General features: G+C 74.3%; 8 protein-coding genes. All 8 read right to left on the bottom strand.

The genetic code is table 11. The features are described 5' to 3' along the window. Window positions 1–13: 13 nt before the first annotated feature. The gene (rfbA, locus tag E1265_RS07235) at window positions 14–886 is read right to left on the bottom strand and encodes a glucose-1-phosphate thymidylyltransferase RfbA (protein WP_132929393.1); all 873 of its coding nucleotides are present in this window, start codon (window positions 884–886) and stop codon (window positions 14–16) included. Further along, window positions 886–1914 carry a dTDP-glucose 4,6-dehydratase gene (gene rfbB, locus E1265_RS07230; RefSeq protein ID WP_132929392.1) on the bottom strand — a complete coding sequence of 343 codons (1029 nt, stop codon included), beginning with the start codon at window positions 1912–1914 and terminating at the stop codon, window positions 886–888. Before rfbB ends, rfbA begins: the two co-directional genes overlap by 1 nt. Next, window positions 1901–2950 (bottom strand): beta-ketoacyl-ACP synthase 3, encoded by a 1050-nt coding sequence (locus E1265_RS07225; RefSeq protein ID WP_132929391.1) that lies wholly within the window; start codon window positions 2948–2950, stop codon window positions 1901–1903. Before E1265_RS07225 ends, rfbB begins: the two co-directional genes overlap by 14 nt. A 1-nt stretch (window position 2951) precedes the next feature. Next, a complete protein-coding gene (locus E1265_RS07220; RefSeq protein WP_132929390.1) occupies window positions 2952–3266 on the bottom strand; it encodes an acyl carrier protein in 315 nt (104 codons plus the stop codon). Continuing rightward, complete coding sequence (locus E1265_RS07215) at window positions 3266–5017, bottom strand: fatty acyl-AMP ligase (protein ID WP_132929389.1); 1752 nt, start codon at window positions 5015–5017, stop codon at window positions 3266–3268. Before E1265_RS07215 ends, E1265_RS07220 begins: the two co-directional genes overlap by 1 nt. Window positions 5018–5053: 36 nt before the next feature. Beyond that, on the bottom strand, window positions 5054–6247 hold the full coding sequence (locus tag E1265_RS07210; RefSeq protein WP_132929388.1) for a cytochrome P450: 1194 nt from the start codon (window positions 6245–6247) through the stop codon (window positions 5054–5056). Next, window positions 6244–11304 (bottom strand): thioester reductase domain-containing protein, encoded by a 5061-nt coding sequence (locus E1265_RS07205; RefSeq protein WP_132929387.1) that lies wholly within the window; start codon window positions 11302–11304, stop codon window positions 6244–6246. The genes E1265_RS07210 and E1265_RS07205 overlap by 4 nt, the downstream gene beginning before the upstream one ends. Beyond that, on the bottom strand, window positions 11301–18146 hold a 6846-nt coding region (locus tag E1265_RS07200; RefSeq protein WP_132929386.1), incomplete at its 5' end, for a type I polyketide synthase. The genes E1265_RS07200 and E1265_RS07205, both read right to left, overlap by 4 nt.

The raw sequence follows: 18146 nt of genomic DNA, 5'->3' as shown, positions 1-18146 counted from the left end.
GGCACTCTCCTCCTCAGCGTTCGTCGCGTACTTGCCTGAGATAGCGGCCGTAGTCGGACGTCACGCCCACGCTCTCGATCGCGGCGTCCAGACCCGACCGGTCGAGGGTGCCCATCCGGTAGGCCACCTCCTCGACGCAGGCGATCTGCGTCCCCTGGCGCTGTTGGACGACCCGCACGTAGTTGGCGGCCTCCATCAGGCTCTCGTGGGTGCCCGCGTCGAGCCACATCGTGCCCCGGCCCAGATTGACCAGCTGTGCCCTGCCCTCCGCGATGAACCGGCGGTTGACGTCGCTGATCTCCAACTCGCCACGCGCCGACGGAGTCAGCCCCGCCGCGTGGTCCAACACCTCGTTGTCGTAGAGGTACAGGCCCGTGACCGCCAGGTTGGAGCGCGGCCGCGCCGGCTTCTCCTCGATGTCGACCAGCCGCCCGTCGTCGTCGAGCACCGCGACGCCGTACCGTTGCGGATCGGCCACCGCGTAGCCGAAGAGCGTCGCGCCCGAGAGCTTCACCACCTGCTCCCGCAGCAGCGGGGCCAGGTCGTGCCCGTGGAAGACGTTGTCGCCGAGCATCAGCGCGACCTGGTCGTCCCCGACGAAGTCACGGCCGATCAACAGCGCCTCCGCGATGCCGCGGGGCCGCTCCTGCTCGGCGTAGGCCAGACGGATGCCGAGCCGGTCGCCGTCCCCCAACAGTGCGCGGTACTGGTCGAGATGACCGGGCATGCTGATCACCAGGATCTCCCGGACGCCGGCCAGCATCAGAACCGACAACGGGTAGTAGACCAGCGGCTTGTCGAACACCGGCAACAACTGCTTGGACAGCACCTGGGTCAGCGGGCGCAGCCGGGTGCCCGAGCCGCCCGCCAGGATGATCCCACGCATCAGAGTCGCACCTCCGCTCGTCGTCCGGGGACCGCCGCGGTGGCCGGCCCCACACACAGCGGCTCCCACCAGCCGGGGTTGTCCCGGTACCAGGCGACGGTGTCCGCGAGCCCGTCCACGAACGTGCGGCGCGGGCGGTAGCCCAACTCGGCCGCTGCCTTGGCCCAGTCGACGGAGTACCGGCGGTCGTGGCCCTTGCGGTCCTCGACCCAGTCGATCATCTCCTCGCCCGCGTCGAGCAGTTCGAGGAGCGTCCTGGTCAGCTCCAGGTTGGACAGCTCGGCGCCGCCACCCAGGTTGTAGACCTCGCCCGGCCGGCCGTGCTCCAGGGCCAGCAGCAGGCCCCGGCAGTGGTCCTCCACGTGCAGCCAGTCCCGGACGTTCCCGCCGTCGCCGTAGAGCGGCACGGGCCGTCCCCGCAGGAGGTTGGTGACGAACAACGGGATGACCTTCTCGGGGAACTGGTAGGGGCCGTAGTTGTTCGAACAACGGGTGACCCGGACGTCCATCCCGTGCGTGCGGGCGTAGGCCAGGCACAACAGGTCGGACGCCGCCTTGCTCGCGGAGTAGGGGGAGTTGGGCGACACCGGATCGGTCTCCGGCCAGGCGCCGGACTCCAGCGAGCCGTACACCTCGTCCGTGGAGACGTGCAGGAAGGTGGCGACGCCGGCCCGTCGCGCCGCGTCCAGCAGGGTCTGCGTGCCGACAACGTTGGTGGTGACGAACCCCGAGGCCGACTCGATCGAACGGTCCACGTGCGACTCGGCGGCCAGGTGGACCACCCGGTCCTGGCCCCGCATCACCTCGGCGACCAACGCGGCGTCACAGATGTCGCCCTGGACGAAGCGGAACCGGGGGTCGTCCGCCACCGGGGCGAGGTTCGCCGGGTTGCCGGCGTAGGTGAGCTTGTCGAGGACCGTCACCCGGGCCACCCCGCCGGGCTCGGCGAGCAGCGTTCGGACCAGGGCCGAGCCGATGAATCCGGCCCCACCGGTCACCAGCAACCGTTCTCCGCTACCGGGCGCCAAGGTGCTCTCCTCGTGCCGTGCCCGCCGCACCGCCGACGGGCGTCGCCGTGGGGAGCGGGGGCAGCGTGACGACCTGCCCGGCGTAGGAGAGCCCCGCGCCGTAGCCGAAGAGGAGCACGTCGCCGCCCTCCGCCAGGCCCGGCCGGCTCCGCATCCGGGAGAGCGCCAGCGGGATGGTGGCCGCGATGGTGTTCCCCGACCCGACGACATCGGTGGCGACCGCCTCTCCCTCGAAGCCGAGGTGCCGCGCCAGCGCGTTGATGATCCGCAGGTTGGCCTGGTGCGGCACGAACGCCGCGAGCTTGTCCGGGGTCACGCCGGCGCGGTCGCACGCCTCGGCGATCGTGTCGCCCAGGCCGGTCGCCCAGCGGTACACGGTCCTGCCCTGCTGCCGCAGCACCCGGTCCTCGGCGCCTATCGCGATCAGGTGGGACTCCTCGCCGACGCTGCCCCACACCACGGGGCCGATGGCCCGGCGCTCGTGCGGCAGCACCACGGCGGCGCCCGCCCCGTCCCCGAACAGGATGGCCGTGTCGCGGTCGTGCCAGTCGAGCCAGGCGGTCGCCTTGTCGGCGCCGACCACCAGGACGCCGCCGCTGGTGCCCGAGCGGACCAGCCCGTCGGCGGTCGCCAGGCCGTAACAGAAGCCGGCACAGGCGGCGTTGACGTCGAACGCGGCGGGGTGACCGAGGCCGGCGTTGGCCGCCACCCGCGCCGCGACGCTCGGCATGCTGGACTCGGCCGTCGAGGTCGCCACGATCACGGTGTCGATCAGCGAGACGGCGCCCGGGAACCTGGGGTCGGCGGCGAGTCCGTCCAGCGCGTGCGCGGCGGCGGCCGTCGCCAGGTCGACGACCGTCTCGTCCTCGGCGGCCTGCCGGCGTTCTCTGATGCCGGTCCTGGCCACCACCCACTCGGGGTCGATGCCGAGCCGTCCGGCCACCTCCTCGGTGGAGACCACGGACTCCGGCAGGTAGTGGCCGAGCGCGACGATCTGGGCGCCGCCGGCGGCGCCGGGAACGGTGCCAAGCGCCATGTCAGCCACCCTCGCCTTCCCGGGCTCCGTGCGCCGCGACCGGATTCCGCCCGGCCGCGGGCTCCGGCGCCCCGGGACCGGTGAGGTGCGCCACGGCGTCCTCGATCGTCGGGCAGTCGAAGACGAAGGTCGCGGGCAGCGTCCGGCCGCTCCAGTCCTCAAGGTCCGCCGTCATCTCGACCAACTGCACCGAGGACAGACCCAGATCGCGGAACATCGCCTCCGCGGAGATCTGCGCCGCGTCGACGCGCAGCATCTCGGCGACCCGTGCGGTCAGCCAGTCCTGGACCTGCCAGGGGGTGAGCGCGGCGTCCATCACTCGTCCTCCGTCCTCTCCGGTTTCGCGCCGACGGCGTACTCGCCGCGCAGGTAGGCGGCTCGGCAGGCGCCGCGCCGCAGCTTCCCGCTCGACGTCTTGGGCACCGCGTTCGGCCCGACGACCGCCACGTCGTCCAGCGTGATGCCGTGCTCGGCGGCGACCGCGACGGTCGCGGCCCTGGTGATCGCGTCCCGCTTGGCCGCCGCCGCCTCGCCGGCGCCCACGGCGCCCTGCCCCGCGCCGGCGACGACCACGACCCGTTCGCGGTCACCGTCGTCGATCGCGAAGGCCGCGACACACCCCTTGCGGATGGCGTCGTGCGCCTCCTCGACGGTCGCCTCAATGTCCTGCGGATAGTGGTTGCGGCCGCCGACGATGAGCAGGTCCTTGCATCGGCCCGTGACGTACAGCTCGCCGTCGTGGACGAACCCGAGGTCGCCTGAGCGCATGTAGGGCCCGCGCGGGCCGCCGACCGGGCGCGCGGCGAAGGTCTCCTCGGTGGCTTGGGGATTCCCCCAGTAGCCGACGGGCAGATGGGGGCCGCCGATCCAGATCTCGCCGACGTGGCCAGGTGCCACGGGCTCGCGCGTCTCCGGGTCGACGATCAGCACGGTCCGTTCCATCGTCGTGTAGCCGCTGCTGACCAGAACGGTCCCCTCGGCGGCCGGGACCACGCGGCCCTGCTGGAAGGCGTCGCGGTCCACGGTGAGCCGGGCCGGCTCCCGCCCGGGGTCGCCCCCGGTGACCAGCAGCGTCGCCTCGGCGAGTCCGTAGCAGGGCCACCAGGCGCCCGGGTCGAAGCCGTGGGCCGCGAACCGCTCGGCGAACGCGTCGAGCGAGGCCGCCCGCACCGGTTCCGCACCGTTGTACGCCACCCGCCAGCTGCTGAGGTCGAGGTCCGCGCTCTCGCTCTCCTTGACCCTGCGGGTGCACAGCTCGTAGGCGAAGTTCGGGGCCCCGGTGGCGTTCGCCCGGTGCCGGGAGATCGCCGCGAGCCACCTGGCCGGCCGTTTGAGGAACGTCATGGGCGTCATCAGGATGGTGGTCCCGCCCGCCCACAGGGGGTGGAGGACGTTGCCGATCAGCCCCATGTCGTGGAAGAGCGGCAGCCAACTGGCCATCCGGGGCTCCTCGTCGAGCCCGAAGGCCCGCCTGATCATCTCCACGTTGTGCGCCAGCGCGGCGTGGGTGACCACGACCCCCTTGGGGGACGAGGTGGAGCCCGAGGTGTACTGGAGGAAGGCGACGTCGTCGGGGCCGGCCTCGTACTGCGCGGCCTCGTCAGGCTCCCCGCCGAGCAGCTCGTCTGGCCCGCTCCACCACACGTCGTCCAGGTCGGGCACGACCCGGCGGATCGCCGTGACGTCCTCGGTGGACGCGGCGCTGAGGACGGCCCGCGGCCCGCAGTCGGCGACGATGGCTCGCAGGGTCTCCACCCGCTGGCGCGACTGCACCGGCAGCGGCGGGTACGCCGGCACCGGAATCACGCCGGCCCGCATGCACCCCAGGAACCCGCGGACGAAGTCCGCGCCCTCCGGCAACAGCAGCAGGGCCCGGTCCCCGGGGTTCAGCCGGGCGCGCAGCCCGGTCGCGATGGTCCTGATGTCGCGGTCCAGGTCCGCGTAGGTCAGGGTCTTCTCGTCCTCCCCGTCGTCGGTGGTGAAGACACAGGCCCGGACCGAGGGCCTGCGCGTCGCGTGCTCGCGCAGCCGACTCAGCAGGGTCAGGGTGGGAACGATCGTGGTCATCGTGATGTCCTGTCTTCCCGTCTTCCGGTCTTCCGGTCAGTGCGACACCAGGAGGCTCATCCGGGCGAGGCCGTACGCGCCCTGCTGGGTCCGCAGCCGGGGCGGGTCCTCGGGATCGAGCGACAGCCGGTGGAGTTGGGCGTAGTAGGCCCGGAACGCCAGGCCGGCGAGGAGCCGGGCCAGGGCAGAGCCCGGGCAGAAGTGCGGACCGGCGCCGAACGCCAGGTGATCCGTCTTGTTGGGGCGGTCGATGTCGAACACGTCGGGCTCCGAGAACCGCCGCGGATCGCGGTTTGCCGCGCCGATCACCACGTGCACCAGGGCGCCCTTGGGGATGACGACGCCGTGCAGCTCGGTGTCCTCGGTGGGCCTGCGCAGCGTCCACTGGATCGGGCTGTAGACCCGCAGGTACTCCTCGATGAAGTCCTCGGTCCGGTCCGGCTCGGCCGTCAGGCGCTTGGCCAGGGCCGGGTCGGTCAGCAACATCTGGAGCCCGCCGCCCAGCAGGTTCATCGTCGTCTCGTAGCCGGCGGCGATGAAGGACCAGGCCATGATGGTCAGTTCGTCCTGCGAGAGCTGGCCGGCCTCGTGCTCCTCGACCAGTGCGCCCAGGATGTCGCCGCGGTTGGGCTTGCCCTTGCGCTCCTGCGCCAGCTCGCCCATGTAGTTGCCGAACTCCAGCAGGTCCTCGAGGAAGCCGGGCACCTCGTCGGGGTCGATGCCGGCGGCCACCGCGAACATGTCCATCACCGCCTGGGTCCAGCGGCGGAAATCGTCCTTGCGGTCGCGGGGGATGCCCAGCATGTCGCTGACCACCCGCAACGGCAGGGTGGTGGTGAACGCCTCGACCCACTCCACCCGGTCGGCGGCGAGCGCCTCGGCCATCACCTCGTCGATCACGGACTGCACCCAACTGCCCAGGTTTCGGACGAGTTTGGCGTTGAACGCCCGGTTGGCGTTCTTCCGCAGCCTGGTGTGTTCCGGCGCGTCCCGGTTGACCAGCACCGGTACGTTGAAGCGCTCGTCCGTGATGACCTGGTTGGAGAAGGTCTTCTTGTCGCGCAGCGTGTTCGACACGTCGGCGTAGCGGCTGATCACGTAGATGTCCTCGCCGTCCGCGGTGCCGTCCGGCACGTGGTGGACGGGTGCCTGGTCGCGCAGCACCTCGTACGTCGGCCAGGGGTTGAGCCGGTACTCGAGGTCGGCGAGGTTGATGGAGATGGCGGTCACGCGTCACTCCCTTCGAGACGGATGGTGTTGTGTCGGGACCGGGACGGGGGCTCCAGGAAGCCGGCGTCGACGAAACCCCTGAGGAACGTGTGCACCAGGGCGTTGTCGAGGCGCGGGCAGCTGATCGCGGCGTCCTTCAGGGCCCTTCGGGTCAGCTCGGAGTCCGAGAACGGCAGCCGGGTGTGCTCCAGGCTGTCGTGGAGGAACGGCGCGAGGCCGAGCAGCGCGAGCGTGCCCGGATTGCGCCCGGTGACCTGTTCGCGCCAGTCCTCGAAGGAGACCCTCTCCAGCGGGTAGCCGAACTCCTCGACGGCGTCGAAGAGTTCCTTCCAGGTCATGGCCCGCTCGTTGACGAGGTGGAAGGTGCCGCCCAGGAGCTCGGGCCGCTTCGCCACCTCCACGACCGCGCCGGCCACGTAGTCGATCGGTGCCGGCTGGACCGGCATGACCGCGACCCGGTGCGGCGCGATGCCGGCCTGGACGCAGCCCTTGAGGATCAGGGTCAGGTGGTCGAGACGGTTGAACGCGCCGGTGACGCTGTGCCCGCCGGTGTTGATCCGGTGGATGGTGGCCGGCAGGCCACGCTCCTGCGCGAACCTGACCATGCGCTCCGACACCCACTTGGTCTGGGCGTAGCCGACGACCAGCGAGCCGCTGGTGTGCATGTCGTCGGTCTCGTACACCACGTCCGCGGTGAAGTCCCTGGAGGAGAACACCCCGACGGTGGAGATGAAGTGCACCGGGCGCGGGGCGCCCAGCGTGGCGAGCCGCAGCACCTCGCGGGTGCCGGCGACGTTGGCGCCCTCCAACCCCCGGTAGGGGTAGGTCCACTTGACCATGCCGCCGCAGTGCACGATGTCGCCGATCCCGTCGCGCAGGGCGGCGAAGCTCGCCTCGTCCAGGCCGAACAGCGGCTTGGCGAGGTCGCCGACGACCGGCACGATCCGGGACAGGTACGGCTCCGGGGCGATCCCGTACGAACGCAGGTTGTCGGTCAGGCGCCGCATCGCGTGCGCCGGATCGCTCGCGCGGACCAGGCAGTGGACGTCCCCCGGCCGCCGGTTCAGCAGTTCGGCGAGGAGGAAGCCGCCCACGAAGCCGGTGGCGCCGGTGAGCAGCGTCGCGCGCGAGGTGCGTTCCCAGGGCTCGGGCGCGCCGGTGACCGTGATCGCCCCGTCGAGCGCCGCGAGTTCGGTCATCTCGGGGACCGACATGAACGTGACGCGAGACGGCCTGGCCCGGCGCTTCGCGGGCGTCGCCGGCACGGGGTCCGGCGCCGGCGTCGGCGCAGGCGGCGGCTCCTCGGCCGCCCACTCGTCGGTGACGTGGCGGGCGAGCGTCGTCAGGGACGCGTCGGCGAAGAACGACTCCATGGGCACGGTGACGGCGAGCCGACGCTCGATGTCGGTGCGGAGCTCGGCGATCATCAGCGAGTCGGCCAGGGTCTCCACCGGCGCCCTGGGGTCGACCTCCGCCGGTCGCGCGCCGAGGACGCGGGCCAGGCTGTGGACGAGGAAGTCCACGACGAGCCCGGAGCGCTCCGGCTCCTGGGCCGCCCGAAGCTCGGCGAGGCCGGGTCCCGAGTGGGCGTCCTGGTCGGCCGGCGTGCCGTCGGCCGGTGCCGGGTCGGCGACCATGCGCAGCAGCATCCGCTCGGTGATCGGCCGGAACGAGGCGCCCCAGATCTCGCCGACCAGACGTCCTTCGGCGTCGGTCAGCCTGAGGTCGCCCAGGAGCGTGCCGTCCGTCGACTCCCGGAGCACGGCGGCGCACTCCAGCTCCGCCGCCGAGCCGAGGTCGCCGACCGACATCCGCTGGTAGCCGGTGCCGAGGTGCACCGGACGGTCGGTGAAGCCCTCGTCGGACAGCGCGGCGACCGCGACCAGCTGGATGCAGGCGTCGAGCAGCAGCAGTTCGGGACGGATGCCGGCGGTGACGCCGGCCGCGTCCCTGGCCGGGGGCACGAGGGTGCCCACCGCGGCGCGCGGGCCGGTGCGGGCGCCCCGCACCAGCCGGAAGCTCGGGCCGAGCCGGAACATCGGATGCCAGGCCCGGCGATAGAACTCCGCCTCGCCGATGGATCGGTCGCAGCGGACAGACTCGGCGGCGAACGCCTCCGCGGCGACCGCGCCGTCCGGCGGTTCCGCCGCGCGCTCGGCGCCGTCGAGCACCGTCTCGAAGTGCAGCCGCCACCCCGTCTCGTGGTCGCCGCTGAAGAGCCGCGCCCGGGAACGCCCGGCCGTCGGCGGGTCGATGACGACCTGCACGGTGGCGGACTCGTCGTCGCCGAGCACCAGCGGCCTCGACACCGAGAGGTCCTGGGCGCGCGCCGGGCCGCCGAAGGCACGTTCGGCGCACCGCAGCACGAGTTCGAGGTAGATCACCCCGGGGACCACGATCCGGCCGTGCACGCGGTGCTCCGCCAGGAACGGCACCTGGCGCAGCGAGAGTTCGGTCTCGCCCACGGTCGTTCCTGTGGCGGTGCTGAGGATCCGCGGCCTGAGCCCCACTCCCTCCCCGGTGTGCGGGGCGCGGACCAGCGAGGCCCGGGGGGTGGTGTGCGGCCAGAAGGTCCGGCGCTGGAACGGGTAGGTGGGCAGCTGGGGCGGGTCGGCCGGCCGGGGGCCGTTGACGCCGGCCCAGTCGAGGCTCGTGCCGGCCGTCCAGAGTCGGGCGGCCGCCTCGAGCAGCCCTGGCAGCGCCGCACCGCCCGCGGCCGGTGCGGCGACGGCGACCACGTCCTGATCGTCCGCCGCCGCCAGGAACCTCGGCCCGAGCTCCGCGGCCCCGAGCTCGACCACCGCCCGCACCCCGCGTTCCAGCACGGCGCTGACGGTCCTCGCCGGGGGAGCGGGGTCGCCGGCCCGGCGCGTCCAGTACTCGGCGGTGGCCGCTGCGGCACCGTCGCCCGCGAGGTCCGTGTCGAGCAGTAACTCCGTGTCGGGCGCCCGGAGATCGGCCTTGTCCAGCACGGCGTCCGGCGACTCGCCGGCTGCGACGGCGGCCACGAGGCGGGCGCCGTCGGCCGGCGACCAGACGCCGGCCAGGGTCGCCGCGGCGTACGCGCCGGTGCCCCGCCCGAGCACCAGGTCGGGACGGACGCCGATCGACCGCCACCAGCGGCCGAGGGCCACGGTCGTGACGTACCGGACCAGGTCCACGGCGAGCCGCGACGGGCGGCCGTCGTGCCCCCGGTCGTCCCCTCCGTCGAGCAGCGCCGTCAGGGACGCCCCCGACACCGGACCGACCGCCTCGATCACCTCGTCGACGACCTCGGCCACCGCCGGGGACCGCCGGTGGAGGTCCGCCAGGAGGCCGGCCGGCGACGACCCGCCGTCCGGGACCACGAGCGCGAGTCGCGGCGGGCCTTCGGAACGTCGACGGCCCCGGACGACGCCGGCGGCAGCGCGGTCCTCGGCCACCGCCGCCAGCCGTTCCGCGGCCTCGGCCACGGTCCCGGCGACGACGGCGGCGCGGTCGGGGAGGTCGGCACGGCCCACGCCGGCGGCCCAGGCCAGCCCGGCGACGTCGGCCTCGGCGTCGCGGGTCCAGGCCGCCAGCCGCTCGGCGCCGGCCCGCAGCGCCTCGGTGCCGTGCCCGGTCACCTTGACCAGCGCGGGGCCGACCGGCCCCGCCGGCTCGGCGACCTCCCGCGGCGGCGGGGATTCGAGCACGACGTGGGCGTTGGTGCCGCCGAAGCCGAAGGAGGACACCCCGGCGACGCGGCGCTCGTCCGGCCACGGCGTCGGCGTCGTGGGCACCGTGACGGGCAGGTCGTCCCAGGCGATGTGCGGGCTGGGCCGGGAGAAGTTGAGGTGCGGCGGGATCAGCCCGCGGTCGAGCACCAGCACGGTCTTGATGAGTCCGGCGATGCCGGCGCCGGCCTCCAGGTGGCCGATGTTGGTCTTCACGGAGCCGAGGGCCACCGGGCCGGTGCCGGCATCGGCGCGGCCCTCGCCGAGGACCGCGGCCAGGGCCCTGACCTCGATCGGGTCGCCGAGCGCGGTGCCCGTGCCGTGCGCCTCCACATAGCCCACGTCCGCCGGGGCGACCCGGCCGGCCGCCAAGGCTCTGCGGATCACGTTTTGTTGGGCATCCGCCCGAGGGACGGTCAGCCCCGAGCTGCGGCCGTCCTGGTTGGTCGCGGTGCCTCTGACGACCGCCCAGATCCGCTGTCCCGCCTCGCGCGCCGCCTCGACGCGGCGGAGCACCACGACGCCGCAGCCCTCGCCGCGCACATAGCCGTCGGCCGCCGCGTCGAACGTCTTGCACCGGCCCTCGGGCGAGAGCATGCGGCCCTTGGACAGGGCCACCGTGGTGCCAGGCGACAGCAGGGTGTTCACGCCGGCGACCAGTGCCGTGTCGCACTCTCCCGACCGGAGCGCCTGGCAGGCCAGGTGCAGGGCGACCAGCGACGAGGAGCAGGCGGTGTCCACCACCATGCTGGGGCCCTCCAACCCCAGCACGAACGACAGCCGGTTGGCCGCCATGTTCAGCGCCCCTCCGGTTGCCGAGTGGCCGTCCACCGTGGACACGTCGCCGGTCGAGAGCGTGAGGCGTTCGAAGTCGCTGCCGCCCATGCCGACGAAGACGCCGGTGCGCGAGCCGCGCAGCGAGTCAGGCGCGATGCCCGCGTGCTCAAGCGCCTCCCAGGCCACCTCGAGCACGAACCGGTGCTGCGGATCCACGCCGACCGCCTCGCGGGGCGGGATGCCGAACAGGCCGGCGTCGAACTCCCGTATACCGTCCACGAATCCGCCGTGCCGGGCGTAGGTGCGCCCGGCGGCGTCCGGGTCGGGATCGAAGTAGTCGTCCACGTTCCAGCGGTCTTCTGGCACCTCGACCACTCCTGACCGTCCCGCCACCAGCAGGTCCCAGAACGCCTCGACCCCGACGGCACCGCCGGGAAAGCGGCAGCCCATGCCCACCACGGCGACGGGCTCGTTGACCAGGCGCCGGGCCTCGGCGGCCTCGGCGCGGGCGGCCTTCAACTCGACCAGGGCACGGCGTAACACGTGGGAGCGGTGATCCGCGTCGGGCTCGACCACATTCGTCATGACGTCTCCAGTGGGCTCTCGGTGGTTGCCCGTGACTGATCCAGCTCCTCGTCGAGCAGTTCGAGGAGTTCCGCCTCGGACAGGCCGTCGAGGCGGGCCGAGGGATCCTCCGCGTCCCTCCCGGCGGGCGGGACGTCCGTGGGCGGGGCGTCGGCGGGCAGGGGAAGCAGCGCGAGCAGGTACTGCGACAGGGCGGCGATCGTGGGGTGTTCGAACGCGGCGGTGGCGGGCAGGGACAGGCCGAGGATCCGGTCGAGGCGGTTCTTGAGCTCCACGCTCATGACGGAGTCCATGCCGGCGTCCGAGAAGCCGGACTCCCGGTCGAGAGGCGGCTGTCCGTCGTCCATTCCGAGGACCGCCGAGACCTCTCGCCGCAGCCTTCCCTCCAACAGCCGCACCCGCGCCCCGCCGGTGGCGGCGCGCAGCCCGCGCAGCAGCTCCTCGTCGGCCGCCGTCGGGTCTGCGGTGACCCCGAGCGACGCGAGCAGGGGCCGGCGTCGCCTGGCCTCGAGGACGGGCCGGAACCGTGCCCAGTCGACCGGTGCCACCGTGAGCTGGCGCCGCTCCGAGCCGAGCAACCGTTCCAGGGCGGCGAAGCCGACCCGGTCGGGCAGGACGTGCAGGCCCATCGCCTCGAAGTGGTCCAGGTGTTCGCCGGCGACCAGGTCGCTGCCGGCCCACCAGCCCCAGTCGACGGCGAGTCCGGGGAGGCCGCGGGAGGCACGGTCGTGCGCCATGGCGTCCAGGAAGCCGTTGGCCGCCGCGTAGTGTCCGGCGAGCGCGGAGCCCCAGACGGCCGACGCCGAGGAGAACATCACGAAGAAGTCGAGGTCGGCGTCGCGCGTGAGCGCGTCGAGCACCAGAGTGCCGTCGACCTTGGCCCGGGTCATGGCGCGGAACCGGTCCCAGTCCAACTCCGCCGTCGCGCAGGGGTTGAATGTTCCGGCCGCGTGGACCACTCCACGCACCGTGGGCCAGGGCGCGTCCGCGGCGAAGAGCGCGGCCATGGCCTCCGGGTCGGCCACGTCCGCCTCCGGGGTGTGGACCGTGGCGCCCGCCTCCCGCAACCGGCGGACGGCCGCGACCACCGGGTCGTCGGCGTCCTCGGCGAGCGGCCGGCGCCCCGTCAGCACCAGGTGCCGGGCGCCCCTGCAGACGAGCCACTCCGCCACGCGCAACCCGAGCGCCCCCCGGCCACCGGTGATCAGGTAGCTCCCGGTCCCTGTGACGGCGGGGCCCTCGGCCGGGGCCAGCCGCTCGGCGCGCCGCAGGCGGGCGACCAGGCGGGCGCCGGCCCGGTGGGCGATCTGGTCCTCGTCGTCGGAACCGGCGGGACGCAGCAGCTCGGCCAGCACCGCCTCGGCCTCGGCGGCCGGATCGTGCGCGGCCGGATCAAGGTCGATCAGTCCGCCCCAGAGCTCCGGCTGTTCCAGGGCGACCACCCGGCCGAGGCCCCAGACCGGGCTCTGGAGCGGCGCCACCGTTCCGCCCCCGGCGCCGGTCGCGCCCCTGGTCACCACCCAGACGCGGTGCGCGGCCCCGGCGTCGGCGCCGCGCAGCACCCGGGCCGCGGCCAGCAGCGGCCCGCAGGAGAGGGCGAGGGCGGCCTCCGTCTCGGGGCCGGGCGCCGGGGCCGCCCGGTCGGCGTCCAGCGCCCCGCAGTGCACGAGGCCGCGGAACGTGTCCGTGCCGGACAGCAGTTCCCGGGCGGCGTCCGGTGCGGTGGGGTCCAGCTTCTCGGGGGCGACGACCACGCAGCGCCCGCCGCCCGCGGTCAGCAGCGCGGCGACGCGCTGGGCGACGCCACCACGGTCGGCAACCAGCAGCCAGTCGCCCGCCGCGGCCGCCGCCTCGGCCCCGAGGCCCGAACCCGATGCCGGTTGCCAGTCGAACTCGTAGACGGCGTCGGCGAGTTCGTCCTCGAACGCGTCGGTCCCCGAAGGGCCGACCCGCGCTGCGGCCCGCGCCGGGGGCCGCGGGAGCCAGTGGCGCCTGCGTTGCCACGGGTAGGCGGGCAGGGTCACGCGCCGGCCGGCTCCCGGGTGCAGCGCCCGGTGGTCGAGCTCGTAGCCGAGCACGTGCAGCTCGCCCGCGGCCGTCAGCAGGGTGGTCCTGCCGTCGCGCCGCGCCCGCAGCGAGGCCACGGTGGTCACCGCGGCGGCGTGGTCGGCGAGCGACTGGGCGGCGGCCTGGCCGAGCACCGCGTGCGGCCCGACCTCGAGGACGACGTTGTGCGCCTTCGGTGCCGCCGCCGCGCGCAGCGCGTCGGCGAACCGGACGGGACGCACCATGTTCTCGGCCCAGTAGGCGGCGTCGAAGGCGCCGGGGCCGGCCGGTTCGCCGGTGACCGTCGAACAGACGAGCGTGGTGGGCCGCGCCGGGGCGAGGCCGTCGAGCGCCCGCAGCAGGTCCGGCCTCGCCGGCAGCATGCGCGGGCTGTGGAAGGCGTACTCGTCCTGGATCCGCGCCCAGCGGGCCCGCCTGCCGCGCACGACCGGTTCGAGGTCGGCCAGCGCCGCCGGGTCCCCCGCGACGACGACGCTCTCCCGGCTGTTGATCGCCGCGACGGAGAGCAGGTCACCGTAGGGCTCGATGAGTTCGGCCGCGGACTCGGCCGACAGGCCGACGGCCACCATCGCGCCGCTGCCCCGGGTCGCCGCCATCACCTGGCCGCGGCGCACGACCACCTCGACGGCCTGTTCCAGGTCGAGGGCGCCCGCGGCGTAGGCGGCCGCGACCTCGCCGACACTGTGGCCGACGACCGCGTCGGGGACGACGCCCCACCGCCGCCACAGGTCGGTGAGCGCCGCCTGGACCGCGAAGATGCCCGGCTGCGCGATCACCGTGTCGGCCAGCCTCGACGAGGCGGTGGGGGCGCGGAGCTCGTCAAGCAGCGACCAGCCGGCCAGGTCGTGGATCAGCTCGTCGCAGCGGCGCAGCACGGCGCCGGCCGTTGGCTCGGGCAGCAGGTCGACACCCATCCCGGCCCACTGACTGCCCTGCCCGCTGTACGCGAGGACGAGTCGTCGCCGGTCCTCGGGCACCACCCTGCCGACAGAGAGACCATGCCGATCCTCGCCCCGCGCGGCGGCGGCCAGCAGCTCGGCGGCCTGGGCCGCCGAGGACGCCGTGACGGCGATCCGGCGCGGCAGGTGGCCGCGGCGCGTCGCCGCGTTCCGGGCGACGTCGGGCCAGGCCGGGGCCGTGCCGGCCGGTCCGCCGGCCACGAGCAGTTCCCGGTAGCGGTCGGCGAGCGCGGCGACGGCCGGCTCGGTCCTGGCCGACAGCACCAGCAGGGCGGGTCGCTCCCCGGCCGGCTCCGGGCTCGCGGCGGGCTCGACGGCGCGTGGCGCCTCCTGGAGCACCACGTGCGCGTTGGTGCCGCCGAAGCCGAAGGCGCTGAGCCCCGCGACGCGGGGCCCGCCCGACGACCACTCGGTCAGCCGGGTGGGGATCTCCAGCGGCAGCGCGTCCCAGTCGATGTGCGGGCTCGGGTTGTTCAGGTGCAGGTGCGGCGGGATCTCGCCGTGGTGCAGCGTCAGGGCGACCTTGATGAGACCGGCCACGCCGGCCGCCGCCTCCAGGTGTCCGAGGTTGGTCTTCACCGAGCCGACGCGCAGCGTGGGCGTCGGCTCCTCCCGGCGCGGACGCAACACCTCCATCAGCGCCTCGACCTCGATCGGGTCGCCGAGCGCGGTTCCCGTGCCGTGTGCCTCGACGTAGCCGACCGAGCCGGCTTCGGCGCGCGCGTCCCGCAGGGCCTCGCGGATCACCCGCTGCTGTGCCTGCCCGTTGGGGACCGTGAGACCGGCGCTGCGGCCGTCCTGGTTCACGGCCGAGCCGCGCAGTACCGCCCAGACGTGGTCGCCGTCGGCAAGCGCGTCCCGCAACCGCTTGAGGACCACGACGCCCGCCCCCTCGCCGCGCGCGTAGCCGTCGGCGGCCGCGTCGAAGGTCTTGCAGCGGCCGTCGGGGGCGAGCGCGCCGAGGTCGGCGAGGCTCGTCGTGGTGGTCGGTGAGAGCAGCAGGTTCACGCCGGCGACGATGGACAGGTTCGACTCTCCCGACCGCAGGCTGCGCATGGCGAGATGGGCGGCGACGAGCGAGGAGGAGCAGGCGGTGTCGACGGCCATGCTCGGGCCCTGCGCGCCGAGGAAGTAGGAGAGGCGTCCTGCGGCGACGCTGAACGTGTTGCCGGTGGCCCGGTAGGCGTCGGCCTCCGAGTCCGCGTCGGCCGACAGCAGTTGCAGGTAGTCGAGGGTCGTCATGCCGACGAAGACCGACGTCGGGGAGCCCTCGAGCGCCGACGGCGGGCAGCCGGCGTCCTCCAGCGCCTCCCAGGCCACCTCGAGCAGCAGCCGCTGCTGGGGGTCCATGGCACGGGCCTCGCGCGGGGTGATACCGAACGCCTCGGCGTCGAAGGCGTCGACGGGAAGGTCGAGGAAACCGCCGCGGAAGCCGGCCGGGTCGGGCCCCGACGTCCCGGTTCGGTATCCGTTCCAGCGGCCGGCCGGCACGGGCGAGGTGGTGTCCCGCCCCTCGCGCAGCAACCGCCAGTAGCTGTCGAGGTCGTTGGCGCCGCCCGGGAACCGGCACGCCATGCCGATGATCGCGATCGGCTCGGCGGCGGTGTCGTCGGTGTCGGTGTCGGTGTCGGCCGCGGTCGGCTTCGGATCGGTCACGGTCGGGGCCGCCCCGGCGGTCGGCCCGGTCGGGCGGGTCGTCGCGTCCGTGGTCGCGTCCCGGACGTCGGTGGGGACCGCGCCCATGTCGGCCAGGTAACGGGCCAGTCGCCTGATCGTCGGATGCTCGAACACCGCCGTGGTGGGGACGCGCCGGCCGAGGTCCGCCTCGAACCTGGCCCGCAGCCTCACGACCATGGCCGAGGTCAGCCCCAGGTCGAACAGGCCCGTATCCGCGTCGAGTTCGTCCCCCTCGGCGAGCTCCATCACCTCCGCGAGCCCGCCGCGCAGATAGCTCACCAGGGCGGCGACGCGTTGCGCGTCGTCCCGCTCGTCGCGCGCGGGGCTGGCCGCCGGGGACGGCGCGGCGGCCGGCTCGGGAACGGCCGCGGCCCTGGGGCGGCCGGCCGCTCGGACCGCGGCCGGCGCCGGCGCCGGCCCCTCGGTCAGCTCCGGCCAGTAGCTCTGGCGCTGGAAGGGGTAGGTCGGCAGCGAGGGCAGGGGACCGGCAGGTCGGGGGCCGTTGACCCGGGTCCAGTCGATGTCCACGCCGGCCGCCCAGACCCGGCCGGCCGACTCGAGCAGCCCGCGCGGCACACCCCCCTCGACCACCACCGAGGGCGCGCAGACCAGTTCCCGCTCCCCGGCCACGCTGAGGAACAGCGGCAGCAGCCCGCCCGGCCCCAGCTCGATCACCACTCCGACGCGGCGGTCCAGCATCGTCCGCATGGCCTTGGAGAACAGCACCGGCTGGCGCGTGTGCCGAACCCAGTAGTCGACGGTGGCCACCTCGGGCCCGGCGATCTCACCGGTCGAGTCCGAGACGAACTCCGTGGTGGGACGCCGTGGCGTCACCCCCTCGAACGCCTCGCCCAGCGGACCGAGCACCGGCTCCATCAGTGGCCCGTGCGAGGCGTAGGAGACCCGCAGCCGCACGCTCTTCACGCCGCGCGCGGCCATCTCGTCGAGGAGCGCGAGCACGGCCTCGGTCGGCCCGGAGACCACGGTCTCCCGGGGGCCGTTGTAGGAGGCGATCACCACCTCGCCGCGGCGGACGTCGTCGACCTCGGCCAGCTCCTCGGCCGCGCAGAACACCGCGGCCATCGCGCCGACCGGCGGCAGACCGGCCATCAGCCGGGCCCGGGCGCTGGTCAGCCGGATGCCGTCCTCCAGCGAGAACACGCCGGCCAGCACCGCGGCGGCGTAGGCCCCGGCGCTGTGCCCGAGGACCATGGCCGGCCGCACCCCGATCGACTGCCACCAGCGGCCGAGCGCCACGGCCACGGTGAACAGCGCCGGCTGCACCACCGCGGTGTCCGCGAGCGCCGCGGCCGACTCCTCGCTGTCGTCGAGGAGGACGGAGAGCGGCAGCCCGGAGACCGGGCCGACCGACCTGGCCACCTCGTCGACGACCTCGGTCACCACCGGCACCCTGCCGTACACCCCGGCCAGCGCGCCGGCGAGCCGCGGCCCCTGGCCGGGGACGACGAAGCCGACGCGGGGCGCGCCGCCGGTTCCGCGGCGGCCCCGGACGACACCGGGCGCGGCGTGTCCCTCGGCCACGGCCCGGAGCAGCTCCTCGGCCTCGGTCAGGTTGTCCGCGACGACGGCGGCGCGGTCGGGGAGGTCGGCACGGCCCACGCCGGCGGCCCAGGCCAGCCCGGCGACGTCGGCCTCGGCGTCGCGGATCCAGGCCGCCAGCCGCTCCGCGCCGGCCGCCACCGCGGCCGAGCCTCGGCCGGTCACCTTGACCAGCGCGGGGCCGACCGGCCCCGCCGGCTCGGCGACCTCCCGCGGCGGCGGGGATTCGAGCACGACGTGGGCGTTGGTGCCGCCGAAGCCGAAGGAGGACACCCCGGCGACGCGGCGCTCGTCCGGCCACGGCGTCGGCGTCGTGGGCACCGTGACGGGCAGGTCGTTCCATGGGATGTAGGGATTGGGCCGGCTGAGGTGCGGATGCGGCGGTATGACGCCCCGGTCCAGGACGAGCACGGTCTTGATGAGTCCGGCGATGCCGGCGCCGGCCTCCAGGTGGCCGATGTTGGTCTTCACGGAGCCGAGGGCCACCGGGCCGGTGCCGGCATCGGCGCGGCCCTCGCCGAGGACCGCGGCCAGGGCCCTGACCTCGATCGGGTCGCCGAGCGCGGTGCCCGTGCCGTG

This window comes from Streptomyces sp. 8K308 (assembly GCF_004348315.1).
In the GTDB taxonomy this organism is placed as follows: Bacteria; Actinomycetota; Actinomycetes; order Streptomycetales; family Streptomycetaceae; genus Streptomyces.
The sequence above is the reverse complement of the archived record's forward strand: the minus strand, read 5'-3'. Positions and strand labels throughout refer to the sequence as shown.